Here is a 13,519-nt window from a genome sequence, read left to right as displayed (position 1 = left end):
AGCTTGTCGACGCTGAGGGTCTTGAGTATCGCGGACATGGTGGACATGGGCGGGGTTTCATTCCTGGGGGTGGTCGGGGGGTCGCCGGTGTTCCTGCATCGCGTCTTTGAGCAGGTCCAGTGTCCACAGCAGGTGGGCGCGGAGGATGTCTGGCGGCTCGCCGGCCGCCATGGTGCGTACGGCCACCGCGACGAGCGCGCCGGTGACAGCGGTCGCCTGGTATTCGCTCAGTTCGTCGGGGAATGCGGCGTGCAGTGCCGTGGCCATTTCGCGTTCGGCGGTGCTGATCCGTAGCATGCAGCGGGCCTGCAGGTCGGGCCTGACCAGGAGCGCTTGGAGCCGGACGTGGCGATGCCGGCCCATGAGTTCGTCGGCCGTGCGAGGCAGCACCTCCAGGGCAACTCTGCGTAGCGCGTCGAGCGCCCGTTCGCCGTCGGGGCGGGCGGCGAAGGCGGTGTGCAGCCGCTCCAGGTGGTCGTCGGCGTCGGCAAACAGCAGGTCGTCCTTGCTGTTGAAGTAGCTGAAGAAGGTCCGTCTGGACACGTCGGCGGCGGCGGCGATGTCGGCGATCGTGGTCTGGTCGTATCCGCGTTCGATGAACAGCCGCAGCGCTTGGTCGACCAGCAGGCGCCGGGTGCGGAGTTTCTTGCGCTGGCGTAGCCCGTCTTCCACTTCCACGGGAAGAGCGTACAGCGATATCTGCACCAGTGTGTATATGCACTGTTGCAAATTTACCCTCAGTGCAGTTTGATGTGGCGTCATGGTGAAGATGCTGGAAGGAATCGGCTCGTTCGCAGTGCGCCGCCGATACCTCGTCATGGTGGGATGGCTGGTCCTGTTCGCTGCGCTGTTGGGACTCGGCAGGCTCGCTGGTGGGGCCTTCGTCGACGACTTCCGCGTGCCGGGCTCCGGCTCCGAGCGAGCGCTGGACGTGATGCGCGGGCATTTCCCCGCAGCGGGCGAGGCCAGCGCCGACGTGGTGTTTCACATCCCTGGCGGACAGCTGCGGGACCCCGCGCCGGCGAAGGCCGTCGCGGCCATGATCGCCGAAGTGGCCCGCCAGCCGTATGTCACAGCGGCCGCGGACCCGGTCGCCACCGGGATGGTCAGCGCGGACGGCGCGACCGCGCTGACCACCGTCCAGTACACGGGCCCGACCGGCGAACTCGGCGCCACCGCGCTGAACCGTCTCGAGCAGGCCGCCGCACCGGTCAGGACGGCCGGGGTGCAGGTCGAGTTCCGCGGCTGGGTCGTCGACGCGGCCAGCAGGCCCGAGACCGGGATCGCCGAACTCGTCGGACTCCTCGCCGCCGCCATCGTGCTGTTACTCGCCTTCGGATCACTGGTCGCGGCGGGCCTGCCGATCGTGACCGCGCTGATCGGGCTGGGGACGGGCTCGGTCCTGGTGCTCCTGGTCGCCTCAGTGGTCGACATCCCCAGCTCGGCACCGATCGTCGCGGTCATGCTGGGGCTGGGCGCCGGCATCGACTATGCGCTGTTCCTCGTCACCCGGTTCCGCCAGCACCTGGCCGCCGGCAAGGACGTGCGCGCGGCGGTCATCAAGGCGAACGCGACGGCGGGACGGGCCGTGCTGTTCGCCGGCGGGACGGTTGTCGTGGCCATCCTCGGCCTGTATGCGGCCGGTATCCCGTTCGTCGGGTCGATGGGGCTGGCCTCGGCCTTGATCGTCTTGGTGATGGCGGCCGCCGCGCTCACCTTGGTGCCCGCCCTGCTCGCGGCGCTGGGCAGGCGGGTCAACGCGCTTGCCCTGCCCAGGCTCAGCCGTACCCGGCCATCCGCGCGAGCGGCCGGGGGTGGGTGGATGCGGTGGAGTGAGCACGTACGCAGGAGGCGGTGGTTGTATGCGATCGGCACCACCCTGCTGCTCCTGCTGCTGGCCGCGCCCCTGGCGTCGTTGCGGCTGGGCATGCCCGACGATCGGGTCCAGCCCGTCTCCACCACACAGCGGCAGGCCTACGACCTCATCGCCCGCGCCTTCGGGCCCGGCTACAACGGGCCACTCCTGGTCGCCGTCGAACTGCCCCCGACCGGCCGCACCGCGCTCGACCGCATCGCATCGATCGTCAAGAACGACCCGGGCGTCGCCGTGCTCGCCCCACCCCAGGTCAGCGACGACCAGCGAGCAGGCATCGTCACGATCATCCCCAAGACCGCGCCACAGGACGAGGCAACCACCGACCTCGTGCATCGCCTCCGGCACGACGTCCTTCCCTCAAGCCTGGCCGGCACCGGCGCGCGGGCGTACGTAGGCGGGCTGACCGCACTCATGATCGACATGGCGGACCGAGTCACAGACCGGATGCCATGGGTGATCGGCGGAGTGGTGACGCTCTCCTTCTTCCTGCTGATCGCCATGTTCAGGTCGGTACTGGTTCCAATCAAGGCGGCGCTGCTCACGCTACTGTCCATCGGCGCCGCGTACGGGGTGATCGTCGCGGTCTTCCAATGGGGTTGGGGACTCAGCCTGCTGGGCGTGGACCAGCCGGTCCCGATCATGTCCGTGGTGCCGATGTTCCTGTTCGCGGTGTTGTTCGGCCTGTCCATGGACTACGAGGTGTTCTTGATGTCCAAGGTCAAAGAGGACTATCTGTCCTCCGGCGAGCCCTACCACAGCATGGTCACCGGATTGGCGGCGACCGGCCGGGTGATCACCTCAGCCGCAGCGATCATGGCCGTGGTCTTCCTGAGCTTCGCCGGGATCGACAACCCGTTGGTGCAGATGGTGGGCATCGGTCTGGCAGCCGCGGTGATCGTGGACGCCACGATCATTCGGATGATGCTCGTACCTGCCCTGATGAGCCTGCTCGGCCCCGCCGCATGGTGGTTCCCCCAGCGAAAGAGACGACCTGCGCTCTCCGATCAACAGCCTTGATCGCGAGGTATGCAAGACTGCTATTACTTGTTGTCAGAAGTTTCGACAGTCGGAACTTCTGACAACAGCGGGTGGGGCGACGCCTGGAGGTACCCGCCGCGTTCACCGCGGTGCATGACGACTAAACCGCGGCCCTCGAACGCGCGCCGCTGGACGCCGACACCCGCCGCACTTACGCCTCCCGAATCCGCGCCTTCCTCGCCTGGCTCGATGCCGCCGACCTCGACAAGGGCCGGCCACCTCCGACACGTCGCGACCCAGTGCGGCGGGCTCAAGGTACGGCATGCGCGAGCGTGGCGGGGGTAAGAGCGGGGTCACCGTGGCCGAGGAGATCTTCGCCCACTACGGGAGGCAACCTCGTGCTGCGGATCCCGTTCAACCAGGAAGGCGGCAAGGTGACGCCGCAGATCCGCGAAGAGGTCGCCGAGGTGCTGCACCGCCTGCCCGCCCACTGACCGGAAGACAGCCACCTCGGCAGATCACCCGGCAGCGAACCTCGGCCGGTGATCGTCGGCTGGGATCTGCGTGTGCAGCCTGGGTCAGGCGGTGGCGAGGGTGGCGGTAAAGCCGAGAGCTTCGAGTTGCCGGACGTGGTTGCGGATCTTCCGGCCGATGTCAGGTCAAGCCGTCGGGAGCTCCCGATCATCCAGCGCTACTTTGCGGCTGGTGGCTTCTACCCGAGCGCCGGGCCAGGTAGGTTCCGGGCGCCGGGAGTCGGGCCGGCGAGGAGTTCGGCCGCGCGTTCGGCGATGGCGTAGACGGTCGCGATGGTGTTGGCCGAGGGGATGGCGGGGATCACCGAGGCGTCGGCCACCCGGAGTCCGCTGAGGCCGCGCACCCGTTAACGGCGCGGTCGGGATCACCCACCACCACGTCGAGCGCGGCGTCCGCAGGTCGGGCGGGCTGACAGCTTCGGGAGCGCGGGAGAAGACCCATAACCCGTTCCACCTCGCCCTGCGACGCTTGCCGAGGCGAACACTCGTACCGTTATCCGACATGAAATGGCGGCTGGTGACAGGCGCGTCAACAGCAACCCGACTCGGACGTGTCTCCCGGCCGATGACCGAAGATCACGCGAGTGACGCCCCGCTGCGCCGCCGCTCCTGGTACACCGCCGCTGAGCCGGCTGCCGTCCAGGTGGTGCCGACCGGGCTGGAGGACGGCCGGTACCTCGTGGTCGTCGCCGGAGACCTGCTCGGCACGGTCGGCCCGGCGCGGGGCGGGTGGCGCTCCCCTCTGGCACCTCGAGCCGCGTAGGCGGTAGATCTGCCGCTCTTGACGGTGTAGGCAGCTATGCGTCAATTCCTTGGCCAGACGGTGGTCCAGGCAGCGAACGGTCTGTGATCGGGGCACGGCCTCGTGGACACCTTGTCCACGTCTACGAACTGGCCGTAGTAGCGGAATTCGGTTGAGGGATCGTCGGGGTTCGTTCTGCAATCGACTACCACCCGGTGGGTGCCCGTTCCTGATGTGCACAGTGACCACGCTACGTCGATGGCACCGTTCCTAACCCCATGGGAGCAGTTGCTTGGCACGGCCTGAGCGGGCATGGCGTTCACGCCCAGGGCCAGCACGCCCGAAAATACCGCAGCGACGGCCGAGAGTTTCCGCATGTCATTCCCTTCCGTGGATGATCTTGCGGAACCAATGTCGCAGATTGCGGTATGTCCGGGGTATGTCCGCCCTCTCATGGACATCACTACGACGAGTAGGGGCGCAGAGAGTTTGGAACGGAACCCGGCGTCAACGTGATTTCCGCTGGTCATGTAGCTGATTCGGTCGTCCTGCTCGGCGGTGGCAAACGCCGGATTCCGTTCCGTTGCACTACCCTCTGCGGCAGGACCGTGTACTGCTGGGTGGCGCGGTCGTCGAGGCGCTGCACGAGATCCGCTACGGTCCGGGGGACGGCCGATCCGGAGCGGGACCGCTGCAGGCGAGCGGTTGAACCCCCGCCGTACCCGATGCGGGGCGCTGGAGGCCAAGTGGTGGTCCGGTGGCGGTCAGGGCGTGCTCCCAGCACGGCACCGCAGCCGATTCCTCGGCGGGCCAGCGCAGGTAGATGAGCGCCCCGTCGAGCGAAAGGCCGGTGTAGAAGTCGAAGTCGTCGAGATCGGCGGCGATGGTCTTGACGTGTTCCTCCGCGAAACGCCTGAACTCCTCACGCCGCACCGCGGGGAGCTGGTCCCGGATCCGGCGCATGATGGGCTTGATCTCGGCGATGAAGGCGTGTCTGTCATCGTTGCCGTCTGATGCAGGCCGAATCCTGCACGAGGTCGAGCACGCGCACGCCGCCGGGGCCGGTGACGAGGGTGGCGGTGGCCGCCGATGAGTCGGTGTCGTGGGTGGTGGTCGATGAGGACTTGGGGTTGCCTGTCGAGGCGTGCGCGTATCTGACCGGGGTTGCGCGTGGCGGGCCGGGCGTTCGACACCGGCAGGTCGGCCGCGTCGAGCTGGTGCTGGAAAAGATGTCGACCGGCTGCCCTCGGCAGCGGTAGCGTCCGGGGTTGATGTGGAGCGAAATACGACCGCCGACGACGACTCAGGTCCGCGACGCCTTCGGTGTCGAGGTGGGCGAATGGCGGCCGCATCCGGGCGGGTTCGAAGCGGATGTGTTCACCGACGGGCGCTGGTTGCTGAAACTGTGGCGTCAGCAGCCCGACAGTGATGCCGCTCTTGCGCTGACCGCTGAGTTGGCAGCTCGGGGCATCCCCGTTCCGGCGGCGGCGCGAGCACGTGACGGCTCGTACACCGCCGAGCACCATGGCCGGCGCTACGCGCTGTTCCCGTTCGTCGACGGCCGCCAGGGAACGTGGAACGACGCCGAGGCGATCGCGCGGGCGATGCGCGCCGTGCACGAGGTGACCGGCCTCGCCCTGCCCCGCACCGATATGGACGAGTGGTGCATCGAGGTGCTGCGCGACCGGCACGACCACCCGTGGATCGGAGACCGCCGCGACGAGGTCCTGGCCAACGTCGACCGGCTCGAAGCGGTGATCGAACGGGCACGCGCGATCGACGTGCCCCACGTCGTGTGCCACCACGACCTGTTCCCGCACAACGTCCTGGTCGACCGCGACGGCCGCATCGCAACCCTGCTCGACTGGGGTCATACGATGCTGGCGCCGCGCGAGCACGATGTGTTCGCCGCCCTGTGCGGGCCCGACCCGGTGCGCTTCCTGCGCGCCTACGGCGCGCAGGGACTCGACCCCACCCATCTCGAGTACGCCCGGCTCGCCCGCTCGCTGCGCGACCTTGCGGTGCGCATCTCCAACGAGGTGGACCTGGAGGGCGTCAACACCTGGGGTTTCGACGGGTTGCGCCGGGTGGACGCCGATCTCGAACTCTCCCGGCCTTTTTGCGATCGCTGAGGTCACCCCATGCGTGGATCGACGAGAGTGCGGCGCGATCGACGCCGGATCACGGTTCTGGGCCGGCCCATTCCGGTGGCGGGTGTTCGAGTTCGTCGCTGAGCAGGTCGGGCCATCAGGTCAGCGCCATCGGCGCGGGACGGCGTCCCGACGTAGCAGACCAGGTTCACCACCGATCGCGGGCTTCGATCACCCGGTCCGGTTTCCTCCGGCCAGGTGATGTCTCCGGACAGGGTGTGCCCTTCACAGTGCTGTGGCGACATCTGTCACGCGGGTTCGGTGCGGCCCCGCCGCACCGGTGGGCGGAGGGGCCGTGACCTGCTGGGAACCGATCTATCCGAGCACCGGGTAGTTCGCGCGGAACACGTTGTGCGGGTCACGGGCCTGCTTGATCTCCCGCAGCCGCGCGAGCGCGCTGCCGGAGAAGGCCTTCGCCGCCGTGTCACCGGGGGACAGCAGGGTGTACGGCTTGCGGCCGCTGATGTAGGCCTCCAGGTCGGCCACGATCTCGGCCTGCTTGGCGCGGGTCGCATCGGCCGTGTGCGGCAGGCCGAGACCCAGCAGGCCGAGCAGGTACGGCTCGGCCACCGCGCCGCTCGCACCGGCCCCGCCGCCCGGCTCGGCGAGCGCCCCGCCCAGGTGCCTGATCTGCACGTTGATGAGCGGTTCGACCGGCTTTGCCAGCAGAAGTTCCACCGCGTCCGCGTCCAGGCCGGTGAGCAGCTCCGCACGAGCGATGGACGGGGCCGGATCGGTGGGCTCGGCGGTGATGTTCCCCAGGTCGGCAACCGGGACGACGCCGCGGCTGTCGGAGATCGCGCCGCCGATCTTGTCGATGCGCGCCAGCAGGTCCTCCCCCTGAGCCGCCTCCCCCAGGTAGGCCAGGTCCAGCGTCACCATCGGCGGCGCGCCGGGCGGCTGCAGCCGGTTGATCCAGACACTCAGTTCACGCGGCGCCTCGGCGGTGATCTCCAGGAACGTGTCGTACACCTCCCCCGTCCGGTGCTCCGGCCAGATCACGCGCCCGCCGTACAGGACCGGCGCGGGATACAGCTCGAGTTCGAGGGCCGTCACGACCGCGAAGTCCCCGCCACCGCCGCGCAGCGCCCAGAACAGCTCGGGATCGGACTCGGCGGTCACCCGGCCCGGCTCGCCGTCGGCGTCCACGATGTCGATTGCCCGCACGCTGTCGGAGGCGAAGCCGTACTTGCGGCTGAACCAGCCGACCCCACCCCCCAGGGTGTAGCCGGTCACGCTCACCCCCGGCGCGCTGCCGGACAAGCCGGTCAGACCCAGCGGACCGGCCGCCGCCAGCACCTGCCCCCACTTCACACCCGCGCCCACCCGGACCACGCGCCCCTGCGCGCGTACCTCCACTTTGTTCAGCAGGCCGGTACGCAACAGGATCAGGCCGTCCACATCACCCGAGGCGCCATGCCCGCTCGGCTGCGCGGCCACCGTCATACCCGCCCGCCGCGCGTAACGCACGAGCGCCGCCACGTCATCGGCATCCGCGGCCTCCGCCACGGCCGCCACCGGCTGCCGGACGGTCAGATTCCACGCGGTGGCCGCCTGTTCGAAGCCGTCGTCATCGGCCAATAGCACGCGCCCTTTGAGGACACCGCGCAAATCGTTGATCGTCATCGTCGTCTCCCTTTTCGAGTTCTCAGAAAATGCGAAGGAATACCGTGCTGCGCTACGGAAGAACGGCGCCCTGACCAGCCCGGACCAGGATCACGCCCGAAACCTCGATCACACCAGGATGAGAATGGCCGCGACCCCCACCATCGCCGCGGCGGTGAGGCCGTGAACGCCGAACGCCACCGCCCGCGGACCCCCGTTCCTGAGCACGACGACCATGTCGCCCAGCGGGGCGAACACGCTGGCGAGAATCAGCCAACCGAGCATGTGCTGGTCTCCCGTCACGAGGGCCGGGAGCACGACGAGCCCGGCCGTGATGTCCCGTACGCCCTTGACAGTCAGGTACGCGTTCATGGACACGGGAACCCCGTAGCCCGCCGCCGACGCGACCGGCTGCAGCAGGAAGCGGATGCCGATGAGGATGATCCCGATGGCGATCAGTCCGGCGAGCCAGGTGGCGATGGTGACCATGTCGTCCCCTTAGATCGTTGCTAGAAGTGTTAGCGACGCTAGACTATCGGCGCTCATCTGTCTAGCAGTGCTAGGATTTGGGAGGTGTCCACACAGCAGCGCAAAGAACGCGAACGCGCCCAGCGCCACGACCTGATCGTCAAGACCGCCCGCAGGCTGGCGGAGTCCGAGGGCTGGGACGCCGTGACCACCCGCCGCCTGGCCGAGGAGATCGAGTACAGCCAGCCGGTCCTGTACAGCCACTTCGCCGGCAAGGACGCCATCGTCGCGGCGGTGGCGCTGGAGGGCTTCACGGAACTGGCCGTACGCCTGCGCGCCGCGACCCGGACGGGCGAGCCGCGGGCCGCGCTGGAGGGGTTGGCCAGGGCCTACATGGCGTTCGCCGAGGAGAACCCCGCGCTGTACGACGCCATGTTCACGATGGCCGTGGACCTGCCGTTCGGCCAGGACGACACCCCCGAGCCGCTCCGGGACGGCTTCCAGGCGCTTTTGACCGGGGTCGCGCAGTTCGCCGGCGACCGCGACCCGGCGATCCTGACGGAGGTCGCCTGGAGCGCCCTGCACGGGCTGATCGTCCTGTCCCGCGGCGGCCGACTACCCGCCTCAGGCCGCGAGGCCCGCCTGACGCTGCTGCTCGACCAGCTCAGCGCCACCCGCTGACCCAGCCACGTACGGTCAGCCGTTCCGCACGGCGGCGACCTGGGACGCGACCTCCAGGCCGGGCCGGCGATCCGCTCGGGCGGCCGGAGCGCGGCGGGCGGGGTCCACAAGATCAACGCCGTTGGGGGCTCATGACGCGATTCCTACCGGCACCCCTACTCGTCGGCGTAGGGCTTGAAGAGCACGTCGCGTTCCATCCACGACTCGTTGAGCAGCTCACTGCGCACCTCGCCCTGGATGATTCCCAGGAGAAGGTCGGTGGTGAGCAGGTCGTACCTCTCCCACGCGTCGCCGTTCCGGTCCGAGACCCGGATCGGGTACGAATCGGCCGCGGCCTCGGGTGAGACCTGCCAATAGAGGGTGATCCCCGTGCCGGTCGAGGCCCAGGGCAGCAGCCTGGAACCAGGGTCGAGATCGTCGGGCGGTCCCACGACCTCGTCCTCGAACAGGTCGTGGAGCTGCTCGAACTCCAGCCCCGACCGCTCGAGATCGACGTGCTTGAGACCGGGGCCGGGCGCCGGAACGTAGAGCCTCAAGTAGCCCAGCCAGAGTCCGCCACCCCCTGCGTCGAGAAGCTTGCGGTAGTCCTGCGGCACGGGCGCCCCGAGCCGGTGCGCGACCTGTTCCCAGTCGAACGGGCCGGCCAGCGGTACGAGACGTGCCGTTTCGATCAGCTGCTGAACACTGCTTGTCATGCCGGATGTACTCCTCGGGGTTGCTGGTCCAGGTCCGATCTGTCCGAACCGGATCCCGCCCGCGCCCGGCCAGGAACGGCGCGAGCGGAGCAGGCCCTGGAGAGTTGAAGGTCACCGGACGGCACCGGCACGAGATCGCCCACGCGCTGACCAAGCGGCCGAGAACATAAGCCGCAATCTACTCAAATCAAATGCCCTCTGAGGGCAACGGGGTGGTGCGGGCCGACGGTCGCGATCAGCCGGGCCAAGGTGTGGGTGTCGCCGGCGTGGATGGTGGCGGTGCCGAGTGAGTCGAGGACCGTCTCGACGGCGCCGGTGACGACCTGCACGCCGGTGGGGTGGCCGGAGGGCGCGGCCGAACCGGACGCGCCGCTGGGGAAGGCGACGACCGGCATGACCACCTCCACAGAGCCGATGTGACGTCATCGAGTCGGCCCGGCCGGGGCGAGGGGCGAGCTGGCCGGACGCGGCCCGCAAGTACCCAGGTGTGCAGGTGATGGAAATTCCCTGTCGCCGGTCTTCATGGGTCCGCCTCCGACTTGGAAAGCGCATGCTCCCCTAACCGGCTCTATTCGGTAGACAGCGTCATCTCCGGTAGGTATCTTCTCCGGGTCCCGCCCGTGCCCTGTCCGAAGCCGGAACCGGCGCAGCCTTCGCCTCCGGAAGTGGTGCCTCAGGTCAGGTGACCGCGCCCCGCATCCAAGGAAGACGCTTCGTGACCGACATCGTCCCGCTGCGCAAGAACGTGCGTTTTCAACTGCTGTGGGTCGGCAGCGCGGTCTCCCAGTTGGGGTCGGAGCTCACCAGGCTTGCCATGCCTCTGCTGGTGCTGGCGCTCACCGGCTCGCCTGGGTTGGCGGGCATCGTCGCTGGAGCCCGCACCGTCGCCTTGCTCGCGGTCCAGATGCCGGCCGGCGTCTGGGTGGACCGGTGGGACCGCCGCCGCACGATCATCACGGCTCAGGGCCTCCAGGCAATCGTCTCCGCGCTGCTGACGGCGCTCATCATCACCGGTCATGTACAGGTCTGGCAGTTCATCACGCTGGCAGTGCTGGACGGGCTGTGCGCCGCGTTCATCGGTCCCGTCCAGGACACGGCGATCCGCGGCATCGTCCCCTCGGGCCAACTGCACAGTGCCTACGCGCAGGAGGAGGCCCGTACCCACGCGGCCGGGCTGATCGGCCCTCCGCTCGGTGGCCTGCTGTACGGCCTGGGGCGGGCAGTGCCCTTCGTCGTCGACACCATCACTTTCCTGGCCGCCACGCTTTTCTACGCGTGTGCGAAGGTGCCGCGCCGCCCGGCGGACGAGCCGCGAGCCTCTGCACGAGATGACGGCGAGGAGCGGCGGCCGATCCGGCGTAGCATGCGCCGGGAAGCGGCCGAGGCCGTCGTATGGCTGTGGCGCCAGCCTGGCCTGCGGGAGGTCTCCGCAGCGGTGATGGTCCTCAACCTGCTGGGCGGGGCGTTCCTGATCCCGCTGATCGTGCTCGTCGGCGAACGCGGCGGTGACGCGCGCGTCACCGGCACGGTTCTGGCCGGTCTCGGTATCGGCGGACTGACCGGTGCGCTGTTGTCGGGCCGCATCAGCAGGCTCCTGCCTCCCGGCAGACTGCTGCCGGCCGTCGTGACGGTCTTCGGTGCCGCGCTGGCGGCCACGGTTCTGCCCTGGGGGGCGTGGTGGCCGATGATTCCGTTGGTGTTCATCACCTTGTCGACGCCCTCGCTGAACGTGGTGATGAACGTGGTGGTCGCACGAATGGTGCCGGAAGCGATGCTCGGCCGGATGGGCGCGGTCCTGGGCGTGGGCGGGATGGCGCTCAAGCCTCTCGGGCCAGTCCTCGGCGGGGCGTTGGCCGCGGCACTGGGCGGCGCGGCGGCGCTCGTCGTGCTGGGCGGGCTGCTCGGCCTGACCGCAGCTGTAGCCGCGCTCAGCCCGGAGTTGCGCCGCTTCACCGGAGAAGCCTCCGCGGCCGGAGACGACACTTCAACCGATGGCAAGGCGCCGCGCGCCCCCGCCTAGTGCCACATTGATGACGGTTACTCTCCGGTCATACTGGCTCGTAGCGGTCGGGGCGTCGTCGTCGTGCGAGGTCCTCACCTGCGCCGCTCCAAGGCATTTCGGGAGTTCCGCGGCCTCTTGCCGTCGCGCTCGTCGCTCGCCATCAAGTTCACGGGCCAGCGCACGCACCGCGGCAGAGATGGAGCTGTTGCCGCGGCTCAGCCCGCCCGGCCGCGCCGACACCGGGATGAGGCTGTCAACACACGAAATGATCTTGACGTGCCGTGCGGACTTTTTTCAGCGCGTCATTTGGCCGCGGTGTCGGTGGGCGGCGCGGATCTCGGCATCGGCGACCTTGCGTCCAGCAACGCGTACAGCTGGGTGGTTTCGGTGGAGGCGTGGCCCAGGCGGCGGCGCACGGCCTCGATGGGTTCGGTGGCGTGGGTGTGTCGCAGCTGGCGGACGTCGATCTCGACCAAGCGAAGTGCTGCGGTCATGCTGCCAGGCGGGTGCCCCGGCGCCAGACGGCACGGGTGTTGAGGGTGTCGCTGATGTTGCTGACCGGGTCGCCGTCGACCAGCAGAAGGTCGGCGCGGAGTCCCTCGGCGATGCGGCCCCGGTCGCTGAGGCGGAAGCGGCGGGCTGTGGTCGCGGTGGCCGCGCGCAGGGCCCGTGGGGGCGTGAGGCCGGCTGCCACAAGGTATTGCAGTTCGTGGTGCAGGCTCGCTCCGTGAGCCAGGCCCCCGAAGAACGTCTCGGGCATGGAGACGTCGGTGCCGGCCAGCACGTCGATGCCGGCGGCATCCAGGGCGCGCACGGTGTCGTACACGTCATCGAGCTTGCCCTGCGGGTAGCGGTTGTAGCTGGAGCGCAGGGTCTGGTCCCACTTGCTGTCGAGGCGTGCGGCGACCCGGGGGTCGTCGGCGAGTTCGCTGCCGGTGTTTCCCATCATCGAGGCATCGAGAGCGATGCAGGGAATGACGAACATGCCCGCATCCTTGATGAGGCTGATGATCTCGGCGGTGTGCGGCTGGTCCATGAACACGTGGGAGACGCCGTCGACGCCGGCTTCGGCGGCCATCCTGGTGGCCTCCACGGTCAGCGCGTGGGCCACGGTAAGGGCGCCGTACTTCTTGGCCTCGGCCACACCGGCGTTCACGGTGGCCTGGTCGAGCGAGGGCAGCCCGGGATGTCCCTCCACGCTGCCGTCGTCGATCATGAACTTGATGAAGTCGGATCCACGGGCGAGGAGCTGGGGCACGAAAGCGGCCGCTTCCTCGGGAGTGGTGGAGAACGGCATCAGGGGCATCACCGGGGGGAGATCCCACTTCGGCCGGAAGCCTTCAGGCATCAGCTCGCTCGGGTGACCACCGGGCGGTGTGATGGCAAAGCCGGAAGAGCGCACGTCAGCCAGGGTGTCGTCGTCGGTGATGAGCCCCCGGTTCTCCCGGGTGTTCATCCCCTGCATCTCCAGTTCGGTCGTCACCCCGAACCGCAGGGCGAGCGCCAGAGAACCCGGGGCGGAGTGAACATGGGCGTCGATGAGCCCCGGCAGCAGTGTGGCGCCGCTGCCGTCGACGATCTCGCTGTCTTGAGGGGCGTCGCCACCGATGCGGGCGATCCTCCCGCCGTCGATGACCACGGTCCGCACGCCGACCGCCTTCTCTCCGTCGAAGATCTGCGCGTTGGTGATCGCGGTGAGCGCCATGGCAGTCCGCCTCGTTTCCTCGCTCGCTCAAATTTACATACCTGATGCTATGTACTTGTCTAATGCTATGCAAATGCGCGAACC

At 68.7% G+C, this 13,519-nt stretch carries 14 protein-coding genes and 1 pseudogene; 6 read left to right on the top strand and 9 right to left on the bottom strand.

The window, feature by feature from the left end; translation table 11 throughout:
* Nucleotides 1–57: 57 nt before the first annotated feature.
* The gene (locus ACTWPW_RS41890; protein ID WP_443171946.1) at nt 58–705 is read right to left on the bottom strand and encodes a TetR/AcrR family transcriptional regulator; all 648 of its coding nucleotides are present in this window, start codon (nt 703–705) and stop codon (nt 58–60) included.
* A 64-nt stretch (nt 706–769) separates the two neighbouring features.
* On the opposite strand from ACTWPW_RS41890, the gene ACTWPW_RS41885 reads away from it, so the two are divergent.
* Nucleotides 770–2,893 (top strand): MMPL family transporter, encoded by a 2,124-nt coding sequence (locus tag ACTWPW_RS41885; protein ID WP_443171945.1) that lies wholly within the window; start codon nt 770–772, stop codon nt 2,891–2,893.
* A 673-nt stretch (nt 2,894–3,566) separates the two neighbouring features.
* On the opposite strand, the pseudogene ACTWPW_RS41880 reads toward ACTWPW_RS41885, so the two are convergent.
* Nucleotides 3,567–3,734: pseudogene (locus tag ACTWPW_RS41880) on the bottom strand (GMC oxidoreductase); the annotation flags it as partial.
* A 218-nt stretch (nt 3,735–3,952) separates the two neighbouring features.
* Here ACTWPW_RS41880 and ACTWPW_RS41875 point away from each other — a divergent pair.
* Nucleotides 3,953–4,150, top strand: coding sequence for a hypothetical protein (locus tag ACTWPW_RS41875; RefSeq protein WP_443171944.1), 198 nt, complete (start codon nt 3,953–3,955; stop codon nt 4,148–4,150).
* 633 nt (nt 4,151–4,783) lie between these two features.
* Here ACTWPW_RS41875 and ACTWPW_RS41870 read toward each other — a convergent pair.
* Nucleotides 4,784–5,155 (bottom strand): hypothetical protein, encoded by a 372-nt coding sequence (locus tag ACTWPW_RS41870; RefSeq protein WP_443171959.1) that lies wholly within the window; start codon nt 5,153–5,155, stop codon nt 4,784–4,786.
* Between ACTWPW_RS41870 and ACTWPW_RS41865 the strand changes: the two genes are divergently transcribed.
* Together ACTWPW_RS41865 and ACTWPW_RS41860 are read left to right on the top strand one after the other, a co-directional pair.
* The gene (locus ACTWPW_RS41865) at nt 5,143–5,388 is read left to right on the top strand and encodes a hypothetical protein (RefSeq protein ID WP_443171943.1); all 246 of its coding nucleotides are present in this window, start codon (nt 5,143–5,145) and stop codon (nt 5,386–5,388) included. The two genes, ACTWPW_RS41870 and ACTWPW_RS41865, sit on opposite strands and share 13 nt — an antisense overlap.
* Before the next feature lie 12 nt (nt 5,389–5,400).
* Nucleotides 5,401–6,261: a phosphotransferase enzyme family protein gene (locus ACTWPW_RS41860; RefSeq protein ID WP_375117224.1), complete on the top strand. Its 861-nt coding sequence runs from the start codon at nt 5,401–5,403 to the stop codon at nt 6,259–6,261.
* Nucleotides 6,262–6,594: 333 nt separating this feature from the next.
* Here ACTWPW_RS41860 and ACTWPW_RS41855 read toward each other — a convergent pair whose 3' ends face one another.
* On the bottom strand, nt 6,595–7,905 hold the full coding sequence (locus ACTWPW_RS41855; protein WP_443171942.1) for an FAD-binding protein: 1,311 nt from the start codon (nt 7,903–7,905) through the stop codon (nt 6,595–6,597).
* A gap of 108 nt (nt 7,906–8,013) precedes the next feature.
* Nucleotides 8,014–8,373: a DUF4267 domain-containing protein gene (locus ACTWPW_RS41850; RefSeq protein WP_443171941.1), complete on the bottom strand. Its 360-nt coding sequence runs from the start codon at nt 8,371–8,373 to the stop codon at nt 8,014–8,016.
* Between the two features lie 84 nt (nt 8,374–8,457).
* Here ACTWPW_RS41850 and ACTWPW_RS41845 point away from each other — a divergent pair, with 84 nt between their 5' ends.
* Nucleotides 8,458–9,033, top strand: a complete 576-nt coding sequence (locus ACTWPW_RS41845; protein ID WP_375117122.1) for a TetR/AcrR family transcriptional regulator — start codon at nt 8,458–8,460, stop codon at nt 9,031–9,033.
* Nucleotides 9,034–9,188: 155 nt separating this feature from the next.
* Here the strand turns inward: ACTWPW_RS41845 and ACTWPW_RS41840 are convergent, their stop codons facing one another.
* On the bottom strand, nt 9,189–9,728 hold the full coding sequence (locus ACTWPW_RS41840; protein WP_443171940.1) for a hypothetical protein: 540 nt from the start codon (nt 9,726–9,728) through the stop codon (nt 9,189–9,191).
* 182 nt (nt 9,729–9,910) lie between these two features.
* A complete protein-coding gene (locus tag ACTWPW_RS41835; RefSeq protein WP_443171939.1) occupies nt 9,911–10,123 on the bottom strand; it encodes a hypothetical protein in 213 nt (70 codons plus the stop codon).
* A gap of 320 nt (nt 10,124–10,443) precedes the next feature.
* On the opposite strand from ACTWPW_RS41835, the gene ACTWPW_RS41830 reads away from it, so the two are divergent.
* Complete coding sequence (locus tag ACTWPW_RS41830; RefSeq protein WP_443171938.1) at nt 10,444–11,748, top strand: MFS transporter; 1,305 nt, start codon at nt 10,444–10,446, stop codon at nt 11,746–11,748.
* A gap of 284 nt (nt 11,749–12,032) precedes the next feature.
* Here the strand turns inward: ACTWPW_RS41830 and ACTWPW_RS41825 are convergent, their stop codons facing one another.
* Nucleotides 12,033–12,224, bottom strand: a complete 192-nt coding sequence (locus ACTWPW_RS41825; RefSeq protein ID WP_443171937.1) for a hypothetical protein — start codon at nt 12,222–12,224, stop codon at nt 12,033–12,035.
* Nucleotides 12,221–13,435, bottom strand: coding sequence for an amidohydrolase family protein (locus tag ACTWPW_RS41820; protein WP_443171936.1), 1,215 nt, complete (start codon nt 13,433–13,435; stop codon nt 12,221–12,223). The genes ACTWPW_RS41825 and ACTWPW_RS41820 overlap by 4 nt, the downstream gene beginning before the upstream one ends.
* Nucleotides 13,436–13,519: the final 84 nt, after the last annotated feature.

Source organism: Nonomuraea sp. KM90, from assembly GCF_052246675.1.
Lineage (GTDB): Bacteria > Actinomycetota > Actinomycetes > Streptosporangiales > Streptosporangiaceae > Nonomuraea.
Note: the sequence above shows the minus strand (reverse complement) of the source record. Positions and strands in the feature narration are given on the sequence as shown.

Coding starts and splice junctions, on each gene's coding strand:
- ACTWPW_RS41840 (WP_443171940.1), bottom strand. CDS start 9,728: ATGACAAGCAGTGTTCAGCAGCTGATCGAAACGGCACGTCTCGTACCG.
- ACTWPW_RS41885 (WP_443171945.1), top strand. CDS start 770: ATGCTGGAAGGAATCGGCTCGTTCGCAGTGCGCCGCCGATACCTCGTC.
- ACTWPW_RS41835 (WP_443171939.1), bottom strand. CDS start 10,123: ATGCCGGTCGTCGCCTTCCCCAGCGGCGCGTCCGGTTCGGCCGCGCCC.
- ACTWPW_RS41865 (WP_443171943.1), top strand. CDS start 5,143: ATGCAGGCCGAATCCTGCACGAGGTCGAGCACGCGCACGCCGCCGGGG.
- ACTWPW_RS41860 (WP_375117224.1), top strand. CDS start 5,401: ATGTGGAGCGAAATACGACCGCCGACGACGACTCAGGTCCGCGACGCC.
- ACTWPW_RS41820 (WP_443171936.1), bottom strand. CDS start 13,435: ATGGCGCTCACCGCGATCACCAACGCGCAGATCTTCGACGGAGAGAAG.
- ACTWPW_RS41825 (WP_443171937.1), bottom strand. CDS start 12,224: ATGACCGCAGCACTTCGCTTGGTCGAGATCGACGTCCGCCAGCTGCGA.
- ACTWPW_RS41855 (WP_443171942.1), bottom strand. CDS start 7,905: ATGACGATCAACGATTTGCGCGGTGTCCTCAAAGGGCGCGTGCTATTG.
- ACTWPW_RS41850 (WP_443171941.1), bottom strand. CDS start 8,373: ATGGTCACCATCGCCACCTGGCTCGCCGGACTGATCGCCATCGGGATC.
- ACTWPW_RS41875 (WP_443171944.1), top strand. CDS start 3,953: ATGACCGAAGATCACGCGAGTGACGCCCCGCTGCGCCGCCGCTCCTGG.